Origin of the sequence: Photobacterium sp. 53610 (assembly GCF_036409375.1) — a bacterium.
Classification (GTDB): Bacteria; Pseudomonadota; Gammaproteobacteria; order Enterobacterales; family Vibrionaceae; genus Photobacterium.
Genome location: NZ_JAXOFS010000002.1, coordinates 238,985 through 256,163 on the forward strand (window position 1 = coordinate 238,985; position 17,179 = coordinate 256,163).

28 protein-coding genes are annotated in these 17,179 nt (G+C 47.3%); 6 read left to right on the forward strand and 22 right to left on the reverse strand.

Features of this window, described 5'->3' with window-relative positions; genetic code table 11:
• Window positions 1-8: 8 nt before the first annotated feature.
• The 4 genes from SPK40_RS07545 to SPK40_RS07560 all read left to right on the forward strand — a co-directional run bounded on the left by SPK40_RS07545 (window position 9) and on the right by SPK40_RS07560 (window position 2,469).
• Window positions 9-740, forward strand: coding sequence for a hypothetical protein (locus tag SPK40_RS07545; protein WP_330960005.1), 732 nt, complete (start codon window positions 9-11; stop codon window positions 738-740).
• 376 nt (window positions 741-1,116) lie between these two features.
• Entirely contained in the window at window positions 1,117-1,578 is a 462-nt protein-coding gene (locus SPK40_RS07550) for a phage protein (protein ID WP_330960006.1), read from the forward strand.
• 214 nt (window positions 1,579-1,792) lie between these two features.
• The gene (locus tag SPK40_RS07555; RefSeq protein WP_330960007.1) at window positions 1,793-2,167 is read left to right on the forward strand and encodes a hypothetical protein; all 375 of its coding nucleotides are present in this window, start codon (window positions 1,793-1,795) and stop codon (window positions 2,165-2,167) included.
• A complete protein-coding gene (locus SPK40_RS07560; RefSeq protein ID WP_330960008.1) occupies window positions 2,164-2,469 on the forward strand; it encodes a hypothetical protein in 306 nt (101 codons plus the stop codon). The genes SPK40_RS07555 and SPK40_RS07560 overlap by 4 nt, the downstream gene beginning before the upstream one ends.
• Window positions 2,470-2,632: 163 nt before the next feature.
• Here the strand turns inward: SPK40_RS07560 and SPK40_RS07565 are convergent, their stop codons facing one another.
• From SPK40_RS07565 to SPK40_RS07640, 16 genes are all read right to left on the reverse strand, one after another.
• On the reverse strand, window positions 2,633-2,776 hold the full coding sequence (locus SPK40_RS07565) for a hypothetical protein (protein WP_330960009.1): 144 nt from the start codon (window positions 2,774-2,776) through the stop codon (window positions 2,633-2,635).
• A 131-nt stretch (window positions 2,777-2,907) separates the two neighbouring features.
• Window positions 2,908-3,105, reverse strand: coding sequence for a hypothetical protein (locus SPK40_RS07570; RefSeq protein ID WP_330960010.1), 198 nt, complete (start codon window positions 3,103-3,105; stop codon window positions 2,908-2,910).
• Window positions 3,102-3,467 (reverse strand): hypothetical protein, encoded by a 366-nt coding sequence (locus SPK40_RS07575; protein WP_330960011.1) that lies wholly within the window; start codon window positions 3,465-3,467, stop codon window positions 3,102-3,104. The genes SPK40_RS07570 and SPK40_RS07575 overlap by 4 nt, the downstream gene beginning before the upstream one ends.
• Window positions 3,445-3,900, reverse strand: a complete 456-nt coding sequence (locus SPK40_RS07580; protein WP_330960012.1) for a structural protein — start codon at window positions 3,898-3,900, stop codon at window positions 3,445-3,447. Before SPK40_RS07580 ends, SPK40_RS07575 begins: the two co-directional genes overlap by 23 nt.
• The gene (locus tag SPK40_RS07585; RefSeq protein ID WP_330960013.1) at window positions 3,836-4,177 is read right to left on the reverse strand and encodes a hypothetical protein; all 342 of its coding nucleotides are present in this window, start codon (window positions 4,175-4,177) and stop codon (window positions 3,836-3,838) included. Before SPK40_RS07585 ends, SPK40_RS07580 begins: the two co-directional genes overlap by 65 nt.
• Before the next feature lie 484 nt (window positions 4,178-4,661).
• The gene (locus tag SPK40_RS07590) at window positions 4,662-5,189 is read right to left on the reverse strand and encodes a hypothetical protein (protein WP_330960014.1); all 528 of its coding nucleotides are present in this window, start codon (window positions 5,187-5,189) and stop codon (window positions 4,662-4,664) included.
• Window positions 5,190-5,663: a hypothetical protein gene (locus tag SPK40_RS07595; RefSeq protein ID WP_330960015.1), complete on the reverse strand. Its 474-nt coding sequence runs from the start codon at window positions 5,661-5,663 to the stop codon at window positions 5,190-5,192.
• Window positions 5,664-5,672: 9 nt separating this feature from the next.
• On the reverse strand, window positions 5,673-5,918 hold the full coding sequence (locus tag SPK40_RS07600) for a hypothetical protein (RefSeq protein ID WP_330960016.1): 246 nt from the start codon (window positions 5,916-5,918) through the stop codon (window positions 5,673-5,675).
• Between the two features lie 9 nt (window positions 5,919-5,927).
• Complete coding sequence (locus tag SPK40_RS07605) at window positions 5,928-6,215, reverse strand: hypothetical protein (RefSeq protein ID WP_330960017.1); 288 nt, start codon at window positions 6,213-6,215, stop codon at window positions 5,928-5,930.
• A gap of 9 nt (window positions 6,216-6,224) precedes the next feature.
• Window positions 6,225-7,019 carry a major capsid protein P2 gene (locus SPK40_RS07610; protein ID WP_330960018.1) on the reverse strand — a complete coding sequence of 265 codons (795 nt, stop codon included), beginning with the start codon at window positions 7,017-7,019 and terminating at the stop codon, window positions 6,225-6,227.
• A gap of 239 nt (window positions 7,020-7,258) precedes the next feature.
• A complete protein-coding gene (locus SPK40_RS07615; protein WP_330960019.1) occupies window positions 7,259-7,900 on the reverse strand; it encodes a helicase HerA domain-containing protein in 642 nt (213 codons plus the stop codon).
• A gap of 2 nt (window positions 7,901-7,902) precedes the next feature.
• Window positions 7,903-8,370, reverse strand: coding sequence for a hypothetical protein (locus SPK40_RS07620; RefSeq protein ID WP_330960020.1), 468 nt, complete (start codon window positions 8,368-8,370; stop codon window positions 7,903-7,905).
• A 33-nt stretch (window positions 8,371-8,403) separates the two neighbouring features.
• Window positions 8,404-8,643, reverse strand: coding sequence for a hypothetical protein (locus SPK40_RS07625; RefSeq protein WP_330960021.1), 240 nt, complete (start codon window positions 8,641-8,643; stop codon window positions 8,404-8,406).
• Window positions 8,636-8,821, reverse strand: a complete 186-nt coding sequence (locus SPK40_RS07630; protein WP_330960022.1) for a hypothetical protein — start codon at window positions 8,819-8,821, stop codon at window positions 8,636-8,638. The genes SPK40_RS07625 and SPK40_RS07630 overlap by 8 nt, the downstream gene beginning before the upstream one ends.
• A complete protein-coding gene (locus tag SPK40_RS07635) occupies window positions 8,811-10,565 on the reverse strand; it encodes a rolling circle replication-associated protein (protein WP_330960023.1) in 1,755 nt (584 codons plus the stop codon). Before SPK40_RS07635 ends, SPK40_RS07630 begins: the two co-directional genes overlap by 11 nt.
• 383 nt (window positions 10,566-10,948) lie before the next feature.
• The gene (locus SPK40_RS07640) at window positions 10,949-11,179 is read right to left on the reverse strand and encodes a hypothetical protein (RefSeq protein ID WP_330960024.1); all 231 of its coding nucleotides are present in this window, start codon (window positions 11,177-11,179) and stop codon (window positions 10,949-10,951) included.
• Between the two features lie 144 nt (window positions 11,180-11,323).
• On the opposite strand from SPK40_RS07640, the gene SPK40_RS07645 reads away from it, so the two are divergent.
• Window positions 11,324-11,587, forward strand: coding sequence for a helix-turn-helix domain-containing protein (locus SPK40_RS07645; RefSeq protein ID WP_330960025.1), 264 nt, complete (start codon window positions 11,324-11,326; stop codon window positions 11,585-11,587).
• Between the two features lie 99 nt (window positions 11,588-11,686).
• Here SPK40_RS07645 and SPK40_RS07650 read toward each other — a convergent pair whose 3' ends face one another.
• From SPK40_RS07650 to SPK40_RS07665, 4 genes are all read right to left on the reverse strand, one after another.
• Window positions 11,687-11,896, reverse strand: coding sequence for a hypothetical protein (locus tag SPK40_RS07650; RefSeq protein ID WP_248142363.1), 210 nt, complete (start codon window positions 11,894-11,896; stop codon window positions 11,687-11,689).
• 136 nt (window positions 11,897-12,032) lie between these two features.
• Entirely contained in the window at window positions 12,033-13,337 is a 1,305-nt protein-coding gene (locus SPK40_RS07655) for a Y-family DNA polymerase (protein ID WP_330960026.1), read from the reverse strand.
• Window positions 13,337-13,723, reverse strand: a complete 387-nt coding sequence (locus SPK40_RS07660; RefSeq protein WP_248142361.1) for a LexA family protein — start codon at window positions 13,721-13,723, stop codon at window positions 13,337-13,339. Before SPK40_RS07660 ends, SPK40_RS07655 begins: the two co-directional genes overlap by 1 nt.
• A 125-nt stretch (window positions 13,724-13,848) precedes the next feature.
• Entirely contained in the window at window positions 13,849-14,526 is a 678-nt protein-coding gene (locus tag SPK40_RS07665) for a 4'-phosphopantetheinyl transferase family protein (protein WP_330960027.1), read from the reverse strand.
• A 332-nt stretch (window positions 14,527-14,858) separates the two neighbouring features.
• Between SPK40_RS07665 and SPK40_RS07670 the strand changes: the two genes are divergently transcribed.
• Entirely contained in the window at window positions 14,859-15,266 is a 408-nt protein-coding gene (locus SPK40_RS07670) for an SPOR domain-containing protein (protein ID WP_248142359.1), read from the forward strand.
• Window positions 15,267-15,316: 50 nt separating this feature from the next.
• On the opposite strand, the gene SPK40_RS07675 is transcribed toward SPK40_RS07670, so the two are convergent.
• Window positions 15,317-16,246, reverse strand: coding sequence for an electron transfer flavoprotein subunit alpha/FixB family protein (locus SPK40_RS07675; RefSeq protein ID WP_330960028.1), 930 nt, complete (start codon window positions 16,244-16,246; stop codon window positions 15,317-15,319).
• Window positions 16,243-16,995, reverse strand: coding sequence for an electron transfer flavoprotein subunit beta/FixA family protein (locus SPK40_RS07680; RefSeq protein WP_330960029.1), 753 nt, complete (start codon window positions 16,993-16,995; stop codon window positions 16,243-16,245). Before SPK40_RS07680 ends, SPK40_RS07675 begins: the two co-directional genes overlap by 4 nt.
• Window positions 16,996-17,179: the final 184 nt, after the last annotated feature.

Consider the following 17,179-nt stretch of genomic DNA (forward strand, 5'->3'; position numbering starts at 1 on the left):
GAATACGCATGAAAGGGTATATTGCTGCAAGCATTCTATCAACTTTGATTCTGACTGCTTGTGGGGGAGGTGGCAGTAGCGAGGAGTCATCTGCGACATCTAAATCAGGAACATTTAACTATGATGGAATTTACGTTCATCCGACAAATTTTTCCCTGATGATGGTTGATTCTAAGCGATCGGATACAAACATTATCATCAACGATATTGATAAATTTTGGATTTTGCTTTCTGATTCTGCAAAGACAATCAATAATACAATGATAACAACAGGTTATACTATTGCGGCATTATGGGATGGCTCAGATTTAGACCATAATGCAGATGTAGAGATGAAAGCTACATTTAACAACTCATCCGTCACCTGGAAATCTCCTTACACTGATGTAAATGATGACAGTAATGCAATTATTTATACAATGCAGAAAGTTGATGATTCATTATCTTTAACTGACATTGTCGGTACGCATACAAATTCAACAGATGGGAGCACCTGGACGATTAACGCAGATGGTTCTTTTATTGTGAATGATTCCTGCACTATTTCCGGCAATATTACACGAAACAACAGTTATTTTTCTGTGACTACGGCAGAAGCTACGCAATGCGCTGAACCTGCTTTGAATGGAACCTATAACAACGGTGTCTTGCTAACAGTTCCACATGATGGCCAGACTTACATTGTTGCCACTATGATCAGAAAAACTTCAGTAATTGGGGGATATGCCCCAATTAATTAGATCATTAAGCCGGGTATCCCCCGGCTTTATCAGTGTTATTCTCATTCTGGCAACACGAAATTTAACATAATGTACATAATGCGCACTGAGGTATACTTATTTAACATTTGAATCCCTTCACATTAGAGTAAATGCACGATGATAAAATTTATACTAATGATAGGTTTATTATTAATTTATTGCAGCAATATCAATCGGTTACTAAGATTTATCTACCGTGATGTATGGAAATGCTCATTTACATTCTTTTACAATCGTTAAGGGCTAAAACTAAATATATTAGCTGTTTTGAAGGTTGATAGGATTGACCTTCCAATAACGAATAATTAATAGAAATTTCCATCACTATGGATACAGAAAATGTGAGATTCGCCCAATGTTACATGAATCATTTGTGACCCTTTTTTGGCAGGTTTTTGATGAGGTTAATCAAGCCTCTGAGTATTTCCATGTTAGGCCCATCACTGTGAAGCGCTGGCTTTCTGGGACTATAGACGTGAATCCCATGGCAGAAAAACTGCTCCTCATTCGAGCGCGCGGATATTTGCCTGATGATACCCGATGGACTGGCTTTCGAATTGATGAGGATGACGCTGTGCTTATTACCCCTGAAGGCCGTAGATTTAGCCCTAAGGAGTTGGACTCATGGGCGCTACGCTTTGACACCTTCCACGCCCTTAAGCGCATGTATGAGCTGGATTATATCCCTGTACGAACGAACGTTATTACCCCTTTGCCTTTCCGTGGTGGTCGTAGAATTCAGAAGCCTGAAGGAAAAACAGTCACGAAGGAGAAAAAAAAGGAACTCAGGAAAATTCAAGCCAAACGCAAAGCTTAAAAAAGGGCCAGCTGGCCCTTTTCAATTTGTCTGCGGTTCATCGCTTGGTCTTGCGCGTAACACCTTTCTTAATGAGTGCAAGTCGTAAAAAAGCGCAATAGTTTGATCGCCTACCAAAGAAGTTAAAACAACTACAAAATAAGTCAAATTGAAATGAAGTCACGCTCATACACATATGTTAGACTGCTAAGTTGTTGTATATCAGGAGGTTATTGTGAATACTCAGAGACAATCAAATAGTGTTGCGGGGTTCTTGTTTATCGCCTCAATGTTGGCATTGGCACTTGTGCCCGCCTACACCTATGTTGGTGACTATGTTGAGAAAGGCATTTCATTTGTGTCAGGTATTGTGACTGTCGGTGCGATTATTGCGCTGGCGAGTATATGGCGCGGTGTTAAGCTATTGAAGAACACAGAGTTAAAAGGAATTGCGATTGCATTGCCTTTACTTACTGTCCTTCAATTCGTTTACATGATTTTCGCATACCCCGAACAGGATATCTTCCAAGAAACAATCGCGGATTATTTGTTTGAGTTTACCGTTTATTTATTTATTTCTGCTTTTATTTGGAGAGCTACTAAGTCATGATGAAGGTTATAGGACAGTTTTCACCATTTACTGGTATGTTTAAATTGATGTATAGAGAGTTCGAAACTAAGGCAAATTCAGAAAAAACATACCGTGTCGTAGTTCCAATGGTTAAAGAAAGAATTTATCAAGGATACACTCTTCAAGATAAAGATTTACAAGAGGCTGCGGCATTGCTGAAATCCCTTGCTCCAGTCGGTGGTAAACGAAGTAATTTTGAACGTCGTTACTTAGTTGATGAAAGAACAATGTTAGATTTACCCGATAATCCGGAAAATGTTTCTCCAGCCTACTGGTGGTAAGAAAGAAGAGCAGGCTTGCCCTGCTCTTTTTGTACCTGTTTTGAAATCATTTAACTGTGACTTCACTTTTTATTCTTTTTCGCTTTCACAACACCGCCACCTTTCTTATAACGATAGCCTTTCTTTAAACGCCCTGTCCGCGAATTAATACCTTTTGACATAGTTAGCCCTTAATCTTTTTGATGACAAGAGCGGCAGCCACAACAACAAAACCTGTCATGATCATAGCGCGCTCTGAAATATCAATTTTGATGGTTACTGGCTCCGGTGTATTCACCGTCACCCCGAAGTTAGTCGGAATACTCATGCTGTCTGAGCCCGTATTTCAAGCACAGTAATGCGACGCTCAATCCGCCATAACAGAGCTAAAAAAATGCCTGTCGTTGGGCTGAGGCCCATCGCTGTAAGTGTTTTAAATAGCTCGATCATTTCCATGATTTAAGCCGCTTTGAACTCATCACGGAAAGCATCATAGACACCGACGGCAACCGGGACAGCTGCACCAATCACACCACCAAGCTGAAGGCCCGCATCTGTGATTTCTGCGCTGAACAAATTACCGTATCCAAATACAGCCGCAACAGCTGAACCGATGAGCGCCAGACCGCGCCATGTAGAAGATTGATTGAATTTCATTGCAAATTTTCCTTTGTAATTGGCACATTTATCAGTGCCCTATATTGTGGTTTTAGTTGTCCGCCCCGGCTGCCGAACAGCTCATAAAGAGGCGCCTGATAGTCCCCGACTCGCCACAAAACGCCCTCAGCCTCCTGTGTTAGCCTGAAATCGTCTGTCAGGTAGAAATCCCTGATTTGTAGCGGCGTCAGTTCAACAGGTTCCCAGCCGTTCAGCGATGCAAATAAATCGCTCATAGCTTGCCCGGCTGGACGTGTGACCTTTTCAGCGACACCATTCATTAGGCGCTGTGTGACGTACCAGACAGCAACCCCGGCGGCCACAGTCCAAATCAAGTCATTAAGCCGCTTGGATGCCTGCATTCAACACCTCAATGCTGTAGGGTTGCTGACCGTTTTCATGGCGAATGATCACCGGAACGATTGCCATGATTTGAGACTCTGATAATGAGCTATCAGGCAACACACCCAGAGAGCCGGCCACATGCTCAATGTAGGAATTTGTGTCATTTTCAACTGCTGGCGCCCAGCGATTGATAATTCCTCGAACTGTCGTAAGCCCATATTTCTTGTGATAAGTCTTCAGCGTTCGCGCCAGCGCTCGAATACCGTTTTCCGGCGTATCGAAGATGACAAAACGACCGTCATCACCAACCCGGCCACGCCATTTCGTGCCGTTGTCTTCAATGTTCCCAGGGTTGTTATTTCGAATTCCTCGCGGGGTTTGCAACTTATACACTGCCACCCCCGCCAGTATCGCCACTGTCCAAAATAGGATCTTCTTCTGGTTGCTCATTTCGGGCTTCTTCCTCAGCAGCTTCTTTAATGGCCGTTTCAGTTAAATAGCGCTGATGCTCATCAAGCAGCCACGAATAAGAGTTATCAAAGTCTGCGGTATATATTTTCTGGTTCGGTCGGTTATCCGTATATTCAATATGGCCGACACCCGTTACGGTATCGTAATTGATAGCCCATTCACCCCGGCTCATTTCAAAGCCGCCAATGTCACCCATAAATGCAGGTTTACCATCAACCACGATTAATTGGTCTTGTGTAATTACTGTTATTTTCATTGCTTCATAATCCAAATAACGGCGATTGATTTCTGACGTACGTCAACATTGCCATGGTCATGCGCTTGACCTCCGCCCGGTACTGTCACTGATGTATTTGCGTTATACATTCTCAGGCCCAGAGTTCGGGGAGTTGAGCGCCCTGTCTCCGCGTAGCTACTCCATGCATTATTGGGAATTGGCCTATTAGCCACACCCGCATTTTCAATAGCTGAAATTTGAAAGTTAGCCGTTCGCTGATAGGTCACAGATGTGCTGGGTATCTGCGATGTTGACAGTGTATGGCCGTCTGTCGCACGACTGTCAGAGCCAAAAATCTCATTCGGTGAATAGTCCCGCCCTGCGCCGACTAACGCTTTATCACATAAGTCGGGCGTACCGTTCTGACCATCACAGAGCACCCAGCCCAGCGGAATATCTTCAAGTGTGCCGGGGTGAATTCTTACATCCCCCGGCTTCCACTGCCTTGTGAAAACTCGCGGCATTAATTCACCTCCGACATACATCGAACAGTGCTATTTACCGCACACAAGGCATAAACCGCCGCCTGAGTGTTAATTTCAATCTCTCCGGGGCCATCAACCAAAACCCCGTTTGCCATATCAAGATTTTCACCGCCTACATAAGTAGGTTGGTCAACTTGAATCAAGATACTGCGGCGCCCAAGTTGCAAAGGGGCCACTTCTGAAACCACACCCGCCAACAGGTCGGTTTTATGATTCATCAATGCACTGCAGCCGACCAAACTGGTTTGGCTGCGGTCATCGGTCATTTTTCCGATACCTGCCCATAGCACGACATCTTGTGCAATGTCTGATGCGATCCATACCCGGCGGTATTTCGTCGGATATTCAACGCCTAACCCTTGGTAAAGCGTGATTTCTAAGTCGTCACCTTCTTCAAACTCAAACCGGACGCGGATATTGTCAGACGCGCTGAGCACCTTGAAAAATCGGCCTGTCAGGCCGACAGGTTTATCAGCACTGGATACATTGATTTTGACAACTGACATTTAGCGCCCCTTCTTTGCGTAGATGGCAATTGCGACGGCCACGCCCACAGCGGCCAGCGCGTAATACTTGGTCATGTTTTCCATGCTCATTGAACTGGTTGCCCCAGTCATCGCACGAGCCACATCAAGCGCGCCGGAGGTCGAACGCTCAGAAGCTTCTAAAGCTGACGTGACTAAATTCCCACTATTTTCAATCGCCAGCCTTGAGACATTTTCATTCGCCTCTATAGCCTCCTTTCCGAATATGGACATCGTTTCACCGAGCCCGGCCATTCGGTCCAATGCAGCGTTAGAAGTCGATTGCATCCCGGACAAGGCGGCATTCACCGCCCCGTTATCGGTATAAGTAATTGTTGAATCACGAATACCGCTTGTGACATACCCTTGGTTGTTATCCGCGTTGGTATTGGCGTTATTAATGTTGTTTTCTGTATTAGTAAGAACCTTACTATCAGAACCACCAAACAAACCCATACAGCCCCCTTAGCGCTTAGCTGCCACGTAGCCAATAACAACAACGGCAGCCAAACCCAGCCACAACCAAGGCGGCATATCACCGCCGCCTTTTGGCGGGTTGTAGGAAAAGTCGAGCGAGTTAGAGATATTGCCGCCTTCAGCGTTAGACGGACCACCTGCGCCACCCGTCACACTATCCAGTCCCGGCAAACTTGGCATACCGCCACCGCCACCAAGAGCAGAGCCCATCATTGACATCGTAATTGGATCCATGGACTCCCCTTACTTCTTCGCCAGTAAAATCAGACCCACAAACGCCAGACCACCCATGACGTAATACATCTGAGGCCCAGCCAACAGGCCGCCTTTTGGGGCGGGCTGCTGCGGGTTCAGTTGGGTGACTTGGTTTTCTTTCTCAGGCTGGTTCATCACCTGAGCCTGACTCTGGCCACTGGCATCTACACCGTGCTGAATACGTTCGTATTCAAGGTAGGTGCCTGCCACCTTCCCGAAAATATCCATGGTGTTTTCCATGAATCCGGAGGCCCATGATTCCTTTGCTTCAGCCATTAGCCCCCCTTAGAAACCAGCAAACTGATCCAGATATTCGACAACCACCTGAACTGAGCCCGGGTTATCTAAAACTGGACGCAGACGGAAGTCCTGAACTCCTGACAGCACCAGCGCCTGGGACATATCGCCTTCAAGAATGAAATCAAGCGTCAGCTTTTCCGTGCTCTGTGGTGCACGGCCATAATCAGTCTGGATTTTTGCTACCAGCGCCTTGTCACCTTCAAACACTTTTTGACCGTTCATCTCCAGTTCACAGCGTGATACATCCGGGCTGAACAGATGGATAGCTGCGATACGCGCCGTAGGCGGAAGTGGCAAGTTATCAATTTCCTGCTCGCCAGATGTGGCAAACGAGACCGGGAATGTTTTGATTTTGGTGATGATGCCCAGCGGTGCCTTATTACCCTTAATCGCATGGGCAGTCAGCTTAGGCGCTGTCGCAGCATCATCAATGTCAATCAGAAGGTTCATTGTCTGTACATCGGCAGTACCGAAAGCAAAAACACGTTGCTCAGCCAGTGAATCCATTTCAGGACGGGTCAGCCAGATAGGTAGCGTGGTAGTCGTAGCACTACCGCGGCCATAGTGCTGATTCAGCTTGTTCAGGCGTTCGCCGTCAGACCACTTTTGAACCACCTTGCCATTGATTTCAAAGCGGATGTTTTTCATCTGCGCCAGCGTTAAGCCGGAGAAGTCAATCAGGACTTGGTGATAAGAAAGGCCCAGCGGCATATTCAGAGTGGCGGTAGCGCCTGCGCTGACGTTAGAGAATGACGGTAACTTATGGGTCATACGTGCCATGTCGTTGCCCCTTAACCGATCAGTTTTTTAACTTGAGGAATACGGTTTGCAACAGCCACGGTTGCCAGAGTGACAAAAACCAGCGGAAGATATTTTTTCATCATTGGTGAATTTACCTTGTGTATAGCGCCTCACGGCGTGAACAAAAAAACAGGGGCGTCTCACGACGTGCCCTTAAGTAGAAATATGATATTGCTATTTTTGATGGTTGATTTTCAAGCTTTTTTTCAAACTTTCCGTTACGTTACGGGCGCTTTGATTTGCTCGATGCGTTTATGGGTCAGATTCCCTTTCACCACAGACAAATCCCGGCGCTTGAACTCGACATAATCCAAGGGCTTCAGGCTGGCGATCACATCCGCTGAAATATTCATTTCACGGGCGATAGCTTGTCTGTCGGCGTCACGACCTTGCATCCCGGCGCGAATGATCGCCGCCTGTGTCAGAATCGTTTTATCTGCTTCTGCCGGGCGCTGAGTGACTGCCATGATTTTAATGCCACGCTTCCGGCCACGACGTGACAGGGTGCCCCATGCAGGCGGCGCTTTGGCCGGGCTGGTCACATCGGCAATTTCTTCTGCTACGGCTACGCAATTTCCCCATGCAAAAGCCGCCTTGCACCAGAATTCAAAGGCTTTTTGACCTCCGGAAACAAAAGCGATTTTTAACCCCCCCGCCGGGTGACGGTGTAACCAGTCCAACAGCTCAACCGCTGAGGTACAGCGCACCCAGCCCGGCCCGGTGTATTCATCATCCGGGTCAAAGACAATGACCCGTTTAGCTTTATCAATGACCCGTTTTACGTGGCTTGATTTTCCCGACCCGGTAGCGCCACAGATGTATTCGTGGAGTGCTTCAAGTGATGTATCAATACGTGCCATGGTTACGCCTCCGCCAGTGTCTGAACATCTACGGGTTCATCGAGTGTTTCCGGCCCCTGCTCCGGCTTGCTGTCTTCCTCTTTTGGCTGGCGCATCGGCACCCCCATTGCCAAGCGAGGCCCGGCAATCCCGGCCACTACCAGCGCAAGCGCGGCAAGCGGGTGATCAAGATTGGTATCCGGGAAATAGTGATCAATGGCAGCAGCTCCGGCATCACTGACGGCGTCAATCTCTTCGGGTGTGAGGTGCCAATTCGGGCACATCAGCGCGGCGGCTATGGTCACGCCGACACCCAGAGTGCCTTTTATGGCACTGAGGTCTTTCTCTTCAGGCGGTGGGGATGGTAACGGCAACGCATCACCATCATTTTCAAGGGTTACAGGCGGCAGCTGGCCGCCATCGAGTTCAACCGCTTCAGCGGTCAGTTGGGCAAGGTCTGTTTGAACTTGTTGCTTTTCTTCGTCTTGCATGGTCTCTGTCTCCCGACAGTGAATTGTTGATGTTTAACCGACAAGCGTTCGCGCTAGCCGTTGAATGGTGGACTCTTCTTCCGGCTCTGGCTCATCCAGTGCCGTACCAAGTGGTCGCATAGCTTTCTTAAGCCATGCTTGCCCGGCGGGCAAATTGGGCTTAATCATCCCAGCTTCACCCAAGTAATAGAGTTTTTCGCGCTTGTCCATACGCACTTCCGCCTGATCGCCCACTATGGGGCAAGTCACGTGCCCGATAGTTTCATTAGGCATGACGGTTATCCTCATCTTGGCTGTTCATGAAATCACGCATGGCTTTCATCTCAGTGTTTACGGCTTTCATCCATGTCACCATCAGACGAAGCGGGGCCAGAAAGCGCCCGTAAATCGGGTGCTGAGTGGCTTTTTTGACTTCGATTTCAATTTCAGTTGTGAGTTGTTCAAGCTGCATTGTGTACCCTTTCGTATTGTTGTTGAGTTTCCCGCCACAGTTCCAGATCCCTCTCGTCTGGCTCAGGCGGTGGTGTTTCAGAAAGAACAGCTTTCCAATAGCTGCGTTTATCCATAAAGGCCGTGTAAGCTCCGGCGTAGTGCCTATCAGCAAACTGTTTGACCTCTGTGATATCCGTATTTGCTCCGGAGGCTGGCCGCATTCCCCAGCCACGCGCCCCAGCAGCCCAGATTAAAAAGTCATGGGCTTTTGTTTCGGCATCTTCCCCGTCAAATGACAGGCAAAAAATGTTCTTTGTTGAGGCATGGACGCCACGGCCTCTCAGTTCTTCCCGTGTGGCTTTCATGGCGTTTTCAAGCCGGGCCATTTTGGCGGCCAGTTTCTTTTTCACGTCGTCTGGCTTGTTGGCATTCTTAGCGACAGCTTTCGCCCGGATGGCCTCTTTGTGTTTCTTCTGTAGCCGGGCAAGCTTGCGCTCTAACGGCTTTCGCCACTGCTCCAGCTTGTATCCCATTTCCTTGATAATGGCGGTCATGTTGTCAGCTTCAAAAGATGCCAGACAGTCCCAACCCGGCGCCCGGCTGCAGCGGGCGATATTGTAACGGTTGCCTTTGATGAGACCTTGGTCTGCGTTCTCACCTTTGGCCGCATAGCCCACGGCCTTGATGATGTAAGAGCCTGCCGCCTTCGGGTGTTTGATTCGCTCCAGCTTGGCAAAGCCATTGCCCCATATCTTTTCAATGCGCTCCGCCCACGCATTGAAAACATCTGGCTCAACCTGCCATTTCAGCAACACATGCACATGTGGGTTCGGTTCGCCGTCTTCATTGGCCGGGCACTCAGCCACCCAGATATAATGAAAATCATCGTCATTCGGGGCGATTTCTTTCGTTACGTTAGGTAACGGACAAAACGCCTTTTTCGTCTCTGGGTCTTTTTCCGTTACGTAACGGGCCGTAAAGCCGCGTTTATAGAGTTTCTTCGCCCCATCCAGAAAGCGGGAGACCTCGCGGCCAATCGTGGTCTTGCCTTCGAAAATCTCGCTTCGTTGCTCCTGCGTGAAAGTCAGGGTTAAGAAGGTATTGAAACCATCAAAACAGGTTGCGACATATGCCCCCGCTTCAAAGATTTTGCTCACAGCACGCTGAGTCAGTTTATCGGTATAGCGATCCCCTGCCTGCGGCTCTGGAGCATCACCCGGCTGAGTCTGTGTGGTATGCAAAATCCGATATTGACCGGACCAATCACGATGCATCAGACGAACCTTTGACCTGCGGTGATCAGTTTCCGGGGCGTCTTCGCCTGGCTGAAGCGTGTCATGGTTGTAAAAGCTTTCCGAACTATCCAATGTCACACGACGGGCCAGATAATCACGCTGGGCCTCGATGCGCGCTAACTGATCGCGCTGTGGATGATGGGGATAACTCAGGGCTTCAGAGCTTGTCGGACTTTTGCGCCCTTGGACAAGCCTATTACTTTCGGCTTTCGCCGCCGCTTCGCGGATGAGTTTTTCACGACTCGCAAAAGGCAGATTCTTTTTCCACTCATCCCCCTTACGCACTAAAAAATCACTGTCACGGTTAACCCGGTTCAGTTCCCATAATTGCGAAGGTGATAATTCTGCAGGACGTGGTCCACAAAAATCGAACCCTAAAAAACCAGCTTCAAAGCTGGCATTTCGTTGTTCAATTTTATTGCCCGGAAGCACAGTTCCGGCAATGTAATTCAGATCACTTAGTGTCATCAGTGACGGCCCTTTCTAGCGATACATATCGACCTGTTCTCTGGTCGCGCACTGTGTTGGGTGCATAGTTCCGATTTGCACAACAAGCACCTGCCAGTAATTTAAATTCAGCCTCAACATTTGCCGGAACCCAGACAGTGACCTTTTTAAGCCCCCGCGCAATCATTTGATGTTCGTAACGTGCATTGCGGCTTGTCATCACGCCCAGCCCATACGGAGATTTAATTCAGCACGGGCCTGATTGGCATCATTTAGAAACTGAAACGCAGTTTCACGCTCTCCCGCAATTCTGTACTGGGCTGATAGATTGAGTGATGCTCGGATACAGTTCTTAAGCTTGAGATACATTGGCGTATCACGAAAATGACGTCTTTGGATAACGATCATGCGGCACCCCCGCGCAAAATTGCCGCTCGGCGGGCCATGGTCTGAAATTTACGGCTGTAGCGAAAATCCTTGCAACCGGGTGTCTGCTTTCTTTTCTTCAGCCCTAACGACTCACGCAAAGCAAGTACGCCAGCTAAGCGCTTTAGAGTCAGCTCTTCATCAAAATTGACTACTCCGGCCATATCTGGACAAGGGGAGTGAATCGGATTTTTTCGCTGTAGATCCATACCGTTAACACCATTGCATTTGCACTTTTTTGTGTGCCAGCTATTAAATAAGAAGATTATCTTTCTAGCAAGGGCGCCTTGGTATGGGATTGATCATTTTGATCGCTTATGATTTAACAATCTGGCCGAACATGGGATGACGAAATGACCTACACAATTGAGCTACTGAATGCTGTCAAAAGCAAATACAGCCTGACTACAGATTACCAAGTTGCTAAAAAGATTGGTGTCACGTCTTCCAGAGTAAGTAACTGGATGCGTGGAAGAAATGCAATGGACTGGGAGGTCGCATTCAAGGTTGCAGACCTCTTAGAAATGGACGATCAAAATGTCGTCTATGGCTTGCTGAATGATAAGTACGAAAATCCCCGCCTCATCAATACCTTACGTGCTGGGTGTCATGCGTGACACCCCTTTACCACACTGTACATAATGCGTACTCAATTGTTTATTTTATAGATAAGACTCAGCCCACATTGAATGCCCGTCACACGGGCTTTTATGCGATCAGCTGTTGTGGCAAGGATTACAACAATAATAACAGCCATCAACATTTGAATAGATATGACTTGCTTCTGAAACCGCCTCGGCACAATTATCAAACACGCCGAGGTATGTTCTGTTTTCCAGCTTTGGTAAATGAGAGCAACCGTCTTGATGGACTTCATGCTCTCCAGAGTTTTGCGCATGATCGTTCACATAGTAATTTTTCATCATTTGCTTCCTTTAACTCGGTTTGGATTGTACTGATGATTTTTCGTTGCAATACAAATAAGAAGCTATGTTAACGGTTCAGGAACTGACAAATTTCATGGCTTGATTTGTTGAGTTTGATCACTCTTGTTAAAACAACTCAGCACTTAGCCACTTGCAATTCATCCAGTCGCGTTGTCCATCGATTAGAGCGAAAAGCCTGCCTCATGTGCCAGTTGCTGGTTGCAATCACAGAGGCCGGTTTTAAACCGTTTTTGTAACGGGTATTCAGGTTGTCCGTAATATTCATTAAATCCCGGCGTTTGGCTTCTTCAAGCGCATCGCCATTGAACATATCTAATTGAAGTTTGTTTTGGCTGACCGGACTCAGCTCGTCCAGCATCACGCCAATTTTCTGGTATGCATAGCCCGGCCGATACATTTGTGAAAGCTGCGTTTGAGCTGCAGTAATCAGTTTTTGTGTGTCCTGAGTCGGACATATAAGTGGCAAAGCGCTGCTTTTATTATGTTGCGGTAGTTGTTTATAGCGGTTCGTTCGGATGTAAATACCGACAATTGATGCCTGACTCCCCTGTTTTCTCAGCTTTTCGCCGGCACGGTGACAGTGAAATGCCAGCGCAGACTGTAATTCCTGCAAGTTAGTGATACCGACGCCAAAACTCCGTGTCGACATGATCTGTTTTTTTACTTCGTCGATATCGCCGGGATCAATGCAGCTCACTCCCTGTAGCTCCATCACTGTTCGGGCTAACCCGACATTCCATAAACGACGCATTGCAGTTACATCCTGAACCGCCAGTTGCCAGGCTGTACTAACCCCAGCCGTTCTCAGGCGAGTTGCCAGTCTCGCACCAATGCCCCAGATATCCTGTACGTCTGTCTTTTCAAGTAACCAGCGCCGTTGTTGCTCGGTTTGAATATGAATCACACTATTGACTCGTTTTTCGTAATGCTTTGCAGCGGAATTTGCGAGTTTCGCGAGTGTCGGAGATGTGCCGATCCCGACACGAACAGGCAGCCCGAGACGTTGCTTGATGGTTTCAACGATATTCTTTCCGTATTGAGAAAGTGTTTCAGGTGGTAATCCGTCGAGCCGGATGAAGGCTTCATCAATGGAATATTGTTCAACTTGCGGAGAAAATTCTGCTAGTTCATCAATAAAACGCCTGCTCATATCAGCGTAAAGGCAATAATTTGAGCTACGTACTTCCACACCAAGACGTTTGGCTTCACGTTCAATTTTGTACCACACTGCCCCACGTTTAATCCCTGCGGCTTTGGCCAGTTCATTGATTGCCACACAACACCCATCATTGTTGGACAGAACAACAACGGGTTTATTGGCAAGTTTCGGATCAAAGATTTGTTCACAGGAGGTATAAAAGCTTTTGGCATCAACCAGAGCCCAAATCTGACCTGTGTTACCTGGTTTCATTGAATCCATCACCGCTCCAGCAGGTTATGTATATTTCGGGTAACAACCCCAAATATTTCAGAGTCTTCCGGCATTGGAAAAGGCGCCATATTGGGATTCTCGGCTTTCAGCCACCAGGTGTTATTTTTCCGAATCAGCCGCTTGCAGGTGAACTCATCATAGATACGTGCAATCACAATCCGTCCTGGTAAGACCGCTTCTGCACGGTCAACAACCAGCAGATCGCCATCATAAATACCGGCACCTGTCATTGAATCGCCAGCCGCTTTGAGTACAAAGGTGGCATTCGGGTGGCGCACCAGATAATCCATCAGCTCCAGCGATTCTTCATGTCCTTCTGCCGGAGAAGGAAATCCGCACCGGACTGATTCAATATAAAAAGGGAATACAGCCATGGTTACCCTCTCAATGATACTGTATATACAGACAGTATAATGGTAACCCGGCATCAGGAATAGTCAAAAAATGTGAGAAGCAGTTGAGAAAGAGAGAACAGACCGATTCAGGTAAATATGATGATTTAAATCAGTAAGGTCACCACATTGTTGTCCAGAATGCGAAACTGAACATCATAACGTGGTCGAAAAGTCACCGAATTAAGATGACGTATCATTCGTAAGCTGAGCGTTTGCGTCTCTGAGTTGAAAGCGACGATCTCTGAATCAAGGAATTCCAGATACTGACGTACCTCCGGGTAAATGGCTTTAAACAGGCTCTCTTTGGCTGAGAAAACCAAAGTAAACAATGTCGGCCAAGGAAGTTCTTGTTGTTTCAGCAAAGTGCACTCAGCATCATTCAGCAGCATTGACAGCAGCTGTTCGCATTGTTCTTCCGGAATGATAACTTCCATATCCAGTCCGACCTGAACGTTTTTCTGTTGCCACTTGGCCAGAGCGATTGCAGCTGTGCCTGTGTGAGAAATGGCGCCAATCACACCTTCCGGCCATACCGGTGCACGATGCTCTCCGATCGGAATCTGGCACGCATCATGCCGAATGGCACACAATGCATCCCGAGCGACAATCCGGCCCGCTAAAAATTCTGCCTGGCGTTTGGTAACCGAACGTTTGATGCTATCCGGCATCATGATGTTCTGAGCCGTAAACTCAGCCTCAAGAAAGTATGTGCTGTCGTACTCCCTCAGAATCACTTGTTCGGTTCCAATATTAAGAATTTCGGCCGGAGCAATAAATCGCATGAATTTATCCTTTGAATACAGTCTCTTATCTATGGCATATCTTGCCAGTCTCTGTGCTGGATTACCACATCCCAGACATTTAAATCATTCAATACGTTCAATCAGGCAATACATTTCAAGCCCTGTACATAAATACAGTAGTGTGTTAGCTTTCAGCCTGATGAATCACTGGGAATTTCATCTCAAATCAGGACCTTCGAATAGAAATTGGCGCAAATTGTTTTAAAAAACATCAAATCCGTCGCTAATTTAGGGATTTATCCGATTTGCTGTTTATCTTCCCGCTAGACTGGCCGCCTGTTGGAGACAGGGACTGGAATTGGAGAATTAGAATGCGAAAAATCATGATGATTTTAGCGCTGTCTGTGCTGAGTGGTTGTGCCTTGCAGCCCGGCCCGCAGTATCAAACCGGGCAGTGTGTGGGGAAAATGACAACTGAAGAAGCCTACGGGCATTTGGATCCAAACCGATATACCATTCAGGTACTTGCTTTAAGTGAAGAACGTGATATTCGCGGTTACTTACGTGAAATTCCGGGTCAGGATCCTATCTGGGTGAACTGGAAACATAGCCTTGGTAAAAGCTGGTATGCCGTCATTTACGGTGATTTTGCAACCAAGCAGGAAGCGAAGCAGCGTATTCAGATGCTGTCTCCTCGTATCTTAGCGCAAGGACCTTTTGTTCGGAGTTTTGCTGAGGTGCAGAACGATAAGCAAACTGAAGTCTTCCGGATGCGATAGAAAGAATGCGCTCAGTCTAGCTGAGCGCATTTTCTGTTCAGTTTCGTGCTTCAGAGTGAATCAATCAGCTCTGGCAGAATTTCAAATAAATCTCCCACCAAGCCGTAGTCGGCAACTTCGAAAATCGGCGCCTCAGGATCCTTGTTGATCGCGACGATCACTTTTGCATCTTTCATACCGGCTAAGTGCTGAATTGCTCCCGATATCCCGACTGCAATATATAGCTCAGGCGCAACAATTTTACCTGTCTGTCCAACTTGTAAATCATTGGATACAAACCCTGCATCGACAGCTGCACGGGATGCTCCGACTGCACCACCAAGTTTGTCTGCTAATTGTTCAATTAACGCAAAGTGCGCTTTATCTCCCAATCCTCGCCCACCGGATACCACCACCCGGGCTACAGGTAACTCGGGACGATCACTTTCTGTTACTTCACTGGAGATATATGCCGACAAAGATGATTCAATCGCTTTATCCAGCGGAGTGATTGTGGAACGCTCGCCTGCCTCTGGGGCAGCCTCAAAAGAAGACGTTCTGATTGTCATCAGAATTTTACTGTCTGTTGATTTCACTCTCGCCAGCGCATTCCCGGCGTACACGGGACGAATAACGGTATCTGCAGATTCAATACTGATCACATCAGCAAACATCCCAACGCTTAGTAATCCTGCGACCCTTGGCAATACATTTTTCCCGGTCGTTGTTGCCGCCATCAGGATATGAGAATAATCACCAGAAAGTTCAGCGATCAACGCGGACATGTTTTCAGCCAACCAGTGTTCATAGACCTGATGATCAACGAGTAACACTTCACTTACACCATTGATACCAGCAACAGCTTCTGCAACAGAACCACACTGATGACCGGCGACCAGCACTTTGCACTCTGCATAAATGGCCTGACTCGCCTGAATCACTTTTGCTGTCTCAGGAGCCAGCACCTGGTTATTGTGTTCAGCAACAATAAGTACACTCATGAGATCACCTTGGCTTCATTTTTTAGTTTGTCGACAAGCTCTGCAACTGAGCCGACTTTCTCTCCGCCTTTTCGGGCAGCTGGTGTCATGACTTCTAAAACTTCATGATGCTGTGACAGCGTCACACCAAGTGTTTCTAAAGAAATCACCTCAAGCGGTTTCTGTTTCGCTTTCATAATATTCGGCAACGAGGCATAGCGAGGTTCATTGAGACGGAGATCTGTGCTGATGACAGCTGGCAAGTTCAGCTTCACGGTCTCAAGACCTCCATCAACTTCCCTTGTCACATTCACCTGACGATCCGTGACTTCAATATGAGAGGCAAAAGTTCCTTGTGGCAAATTTGCGATGGCTGCCAGCATTTGGGCGACCTGATTATTGTCGGAATCAATCGACTGTTTACCCAAAATCACCAGATCTGGTGATTCATTTTTCATGACGGCGTGGATAATCCCGGCAACATTCAGTGGCTCAATCTGGGCTGGCACCTCAATATGAATTGCCCGGTCTACTCCTAACGCCAGTGCAGTTCGTAACTGTTCCTGACAGACAGTTTCACCGGCCGACATCACAATCACTTCAGTGGCAGTACCCGCTTCTTTCAGCCGAACGGCTTCTTCAACAGCAATTTCGCAAAATGGGTTCATCGCCATTTTTACGTTATTTTGTTCAACGCCAGAACCATCAGATTTCACTCGAATCTTCACGTAAGGGTCTATTACCCTTTTTATTGCAACCAATACTTTCACAAGCTGCTCCTTTGCAAATCAATAAGATAGAAAAAGAAACACGGCCTGCTGCTTATTCGCCCAACAACTTAAACAGGCTTATCAGCCGATGAGGTGTGTTTCATAAAGTGTGGTTCGGGTTTACGTTTACGTCAACTGGACTACAGTTAGTCTTAGACAAATGGATTGGAGTAATAGGATTGGG

Excerpts from the sequence above, each read along its gene's own strand:
- SPK40_RS07545 (WP_330960005.1), top strand. The coding sequence starts at position 9 with ATGAAAGGGTATATTGCTGCAAGCATTCTATCAACTTTGATTCTGACT.
- SPK40_RS07605 (WP_330960017.1), bottom strand. The coding sequence starts at position 6,215 with ATGGCTGAAGCAAAGGAATCATGGGCCTCCGGATTCATGGAAAACACC.
- SPK40_RS07635 (WP_330960023.1), bottom strand. The coding sequence starts at position 10,565 with ATGACACTAAGTGATCTGAATTACATTGCCGGAACTGTGCTTCCGGGC.
- SPK40_RS07625 (WP_330960021.1), bottom strand. The coding sequence starts at position 8,643 with ATGCCTAATGAAACTATCGGGCACGTGACTTGCCCCATAGTGGGCGAT.
- SPK40_RS07595 (WP_330960015.1), bottom strand. The coding sequence starts at position 5,663 with ATGGGTTTGTTTGGTGGTTCTGATAGTAAGGTTCTTACTAATACAGAA.
- SPK40_RS07585 (WP_330960013.1), bottom strand. The coding sequence starts at position 4,177 with ATGAAAATAACAGTAATTACACAAGACCAATTAATCGTGGTTGATGGT.
- SPK40_RS07575 (WP_330960011.1), bottom strand. The coding sequence starts at position 3,467 with ATGCAGGCATCCAAGCGGCTTAATGACTTGATTTGGACTGTGGCCGCC.
- SPK40_RS07630 (WP_330960022.1), bottom strand. The coding sequence starts at position 8,821 with ATGCAGCTTGAACAACTCACAACTGAAATTGAAATCGAAGTCAAAAAA.
- SPK40_RS07665 (WP_330960027.1), bottom strand. The coding sequence starts at position 14,526 with ATGCGATTTATTGCTCCGGCCGAAATTCTTAATATTGGAACCGAACAA.
- SPK40_RS07565 (WP_330960009.1), bottom strand. The coding sequence starts at position 2,776 with ATGAGTATTCCGACTAACTTCGGGGTGACGGTGAATACACCGGAGCCA.
- SPK40_RS07610 (WP_330960018.1), bottom strand. The coding sequence starts at position 7,019 with ATGGCACGTATGACCCATAAGTTACCGTCATTCTCTAACGTCAGCGCA.
- SPK40_RS07550 (WP_330960006.1), top strand. The coding sequence starts at position 1,117 with ATGTTACATGAATCATTTGTGACCCTTTTTTGGCAGGTTTTTGATGAG.
- SPK40_RS07645 (WP_330960025.1), top strand. The coding sequence starts at position 11,324 with ATGACCTACACAATTGAGCTACTGAATGCTGTCAAAAGCAAATACAGC.
- SPK40_RS07620 (WP_330960020.1), bottom strand. The coding sequence starts at position 8,370 with ATGCAAGACGAAGAAAAGCAACAAGTTCAAACAGACCTTGCCCAACTG.
- SPK40_RS07675 (WP_330960028.1), bottom strand. The coding sequence starts at position 16,246 with ATGAGTGTACTTATTGTTGCTGAACACAATAACCAGGTGCTGGCTCCT.
- SPK40_RS07570 (WP_330960010.1), bottom strand. The coding sequence starts at position 3,105 with ATGAAATTCAATCAATCTTCTACATGGCGCGGTCTGGCGCTCATCGGT.
- SPK40_RS07590 (WP_330960014.1), bottom strand. The coding sequence starts at position 5,189 with ATGTCAGTTGTCAAAATCAATGTATCCAGTGCTGATAAACCTGTCGGC.
- SPK40_RS07600 (WP_330960016.1), bottom strand. The coding sequence starts at position 5,918 with ATGGATCCAATTACGATGTCAATGATGGGCTCTGCTCTTGGTGGCGGT.
- SPK40_RS07655 (WP_330960026.1), bottom strand. The coding sequence starts at position 13,337 with ATGGATTCAATGAAACCAGGTAACACAGGTCAGATTTGGGCTCTGGTT.
- SPK40_RS07640 (WP_330960024.1), bottom strand. The coding sequence starts at position 11,179 with ATGGATCTACAGCGAAAAAATCCGATTCACTCCCCTTGTCCAGATATG.
- SPK40_RS07660 (WP_248142361.1), bottom strand. The coding sequence starts at position 13,723 with ATGGCTGTATTCCCTTTTTATATTGAATCAGTCCGGTGCGGATTTCCT.
- SPK40_RS07670 (WP_248142359.1), top strand. The coding sequence starts at position 14,859 with ATGCGAAAAATCATGATGATTTTAGCGCTGTCTGTGCTGAGTGGTTGT.
- SPK40_RS07615 (WP_330960019.1), bottom strand. The coding sequence starts at position 7,900 with ATGGCACGTATTGATACATCACTTGAAGCACTCCACGAATACATCTGT.
- SPK40_RS07560 (WP_330960008.1), top strand. The coding sequence starts at position 2,164 with ATGATGAAGGTTATAGGACAGTTTTCACCATTTACTGGTATGTTTAAA.
- SPK40_RS07580 (WP_330960012.1), bottom strand. The coding sequence starts at position 3,900 with ATGAGCAACCAGAAGAAGATCCTATTTTGGACAGTGGCGATACTGGCG.
- SPK40_RS07650 (WP_248142363.1), bottom strand. The coding sequence starts at position 11,896 with ATGATGAAAAATTACTATGTGAACGATCATGCGCAAAACTCTGGAGAG.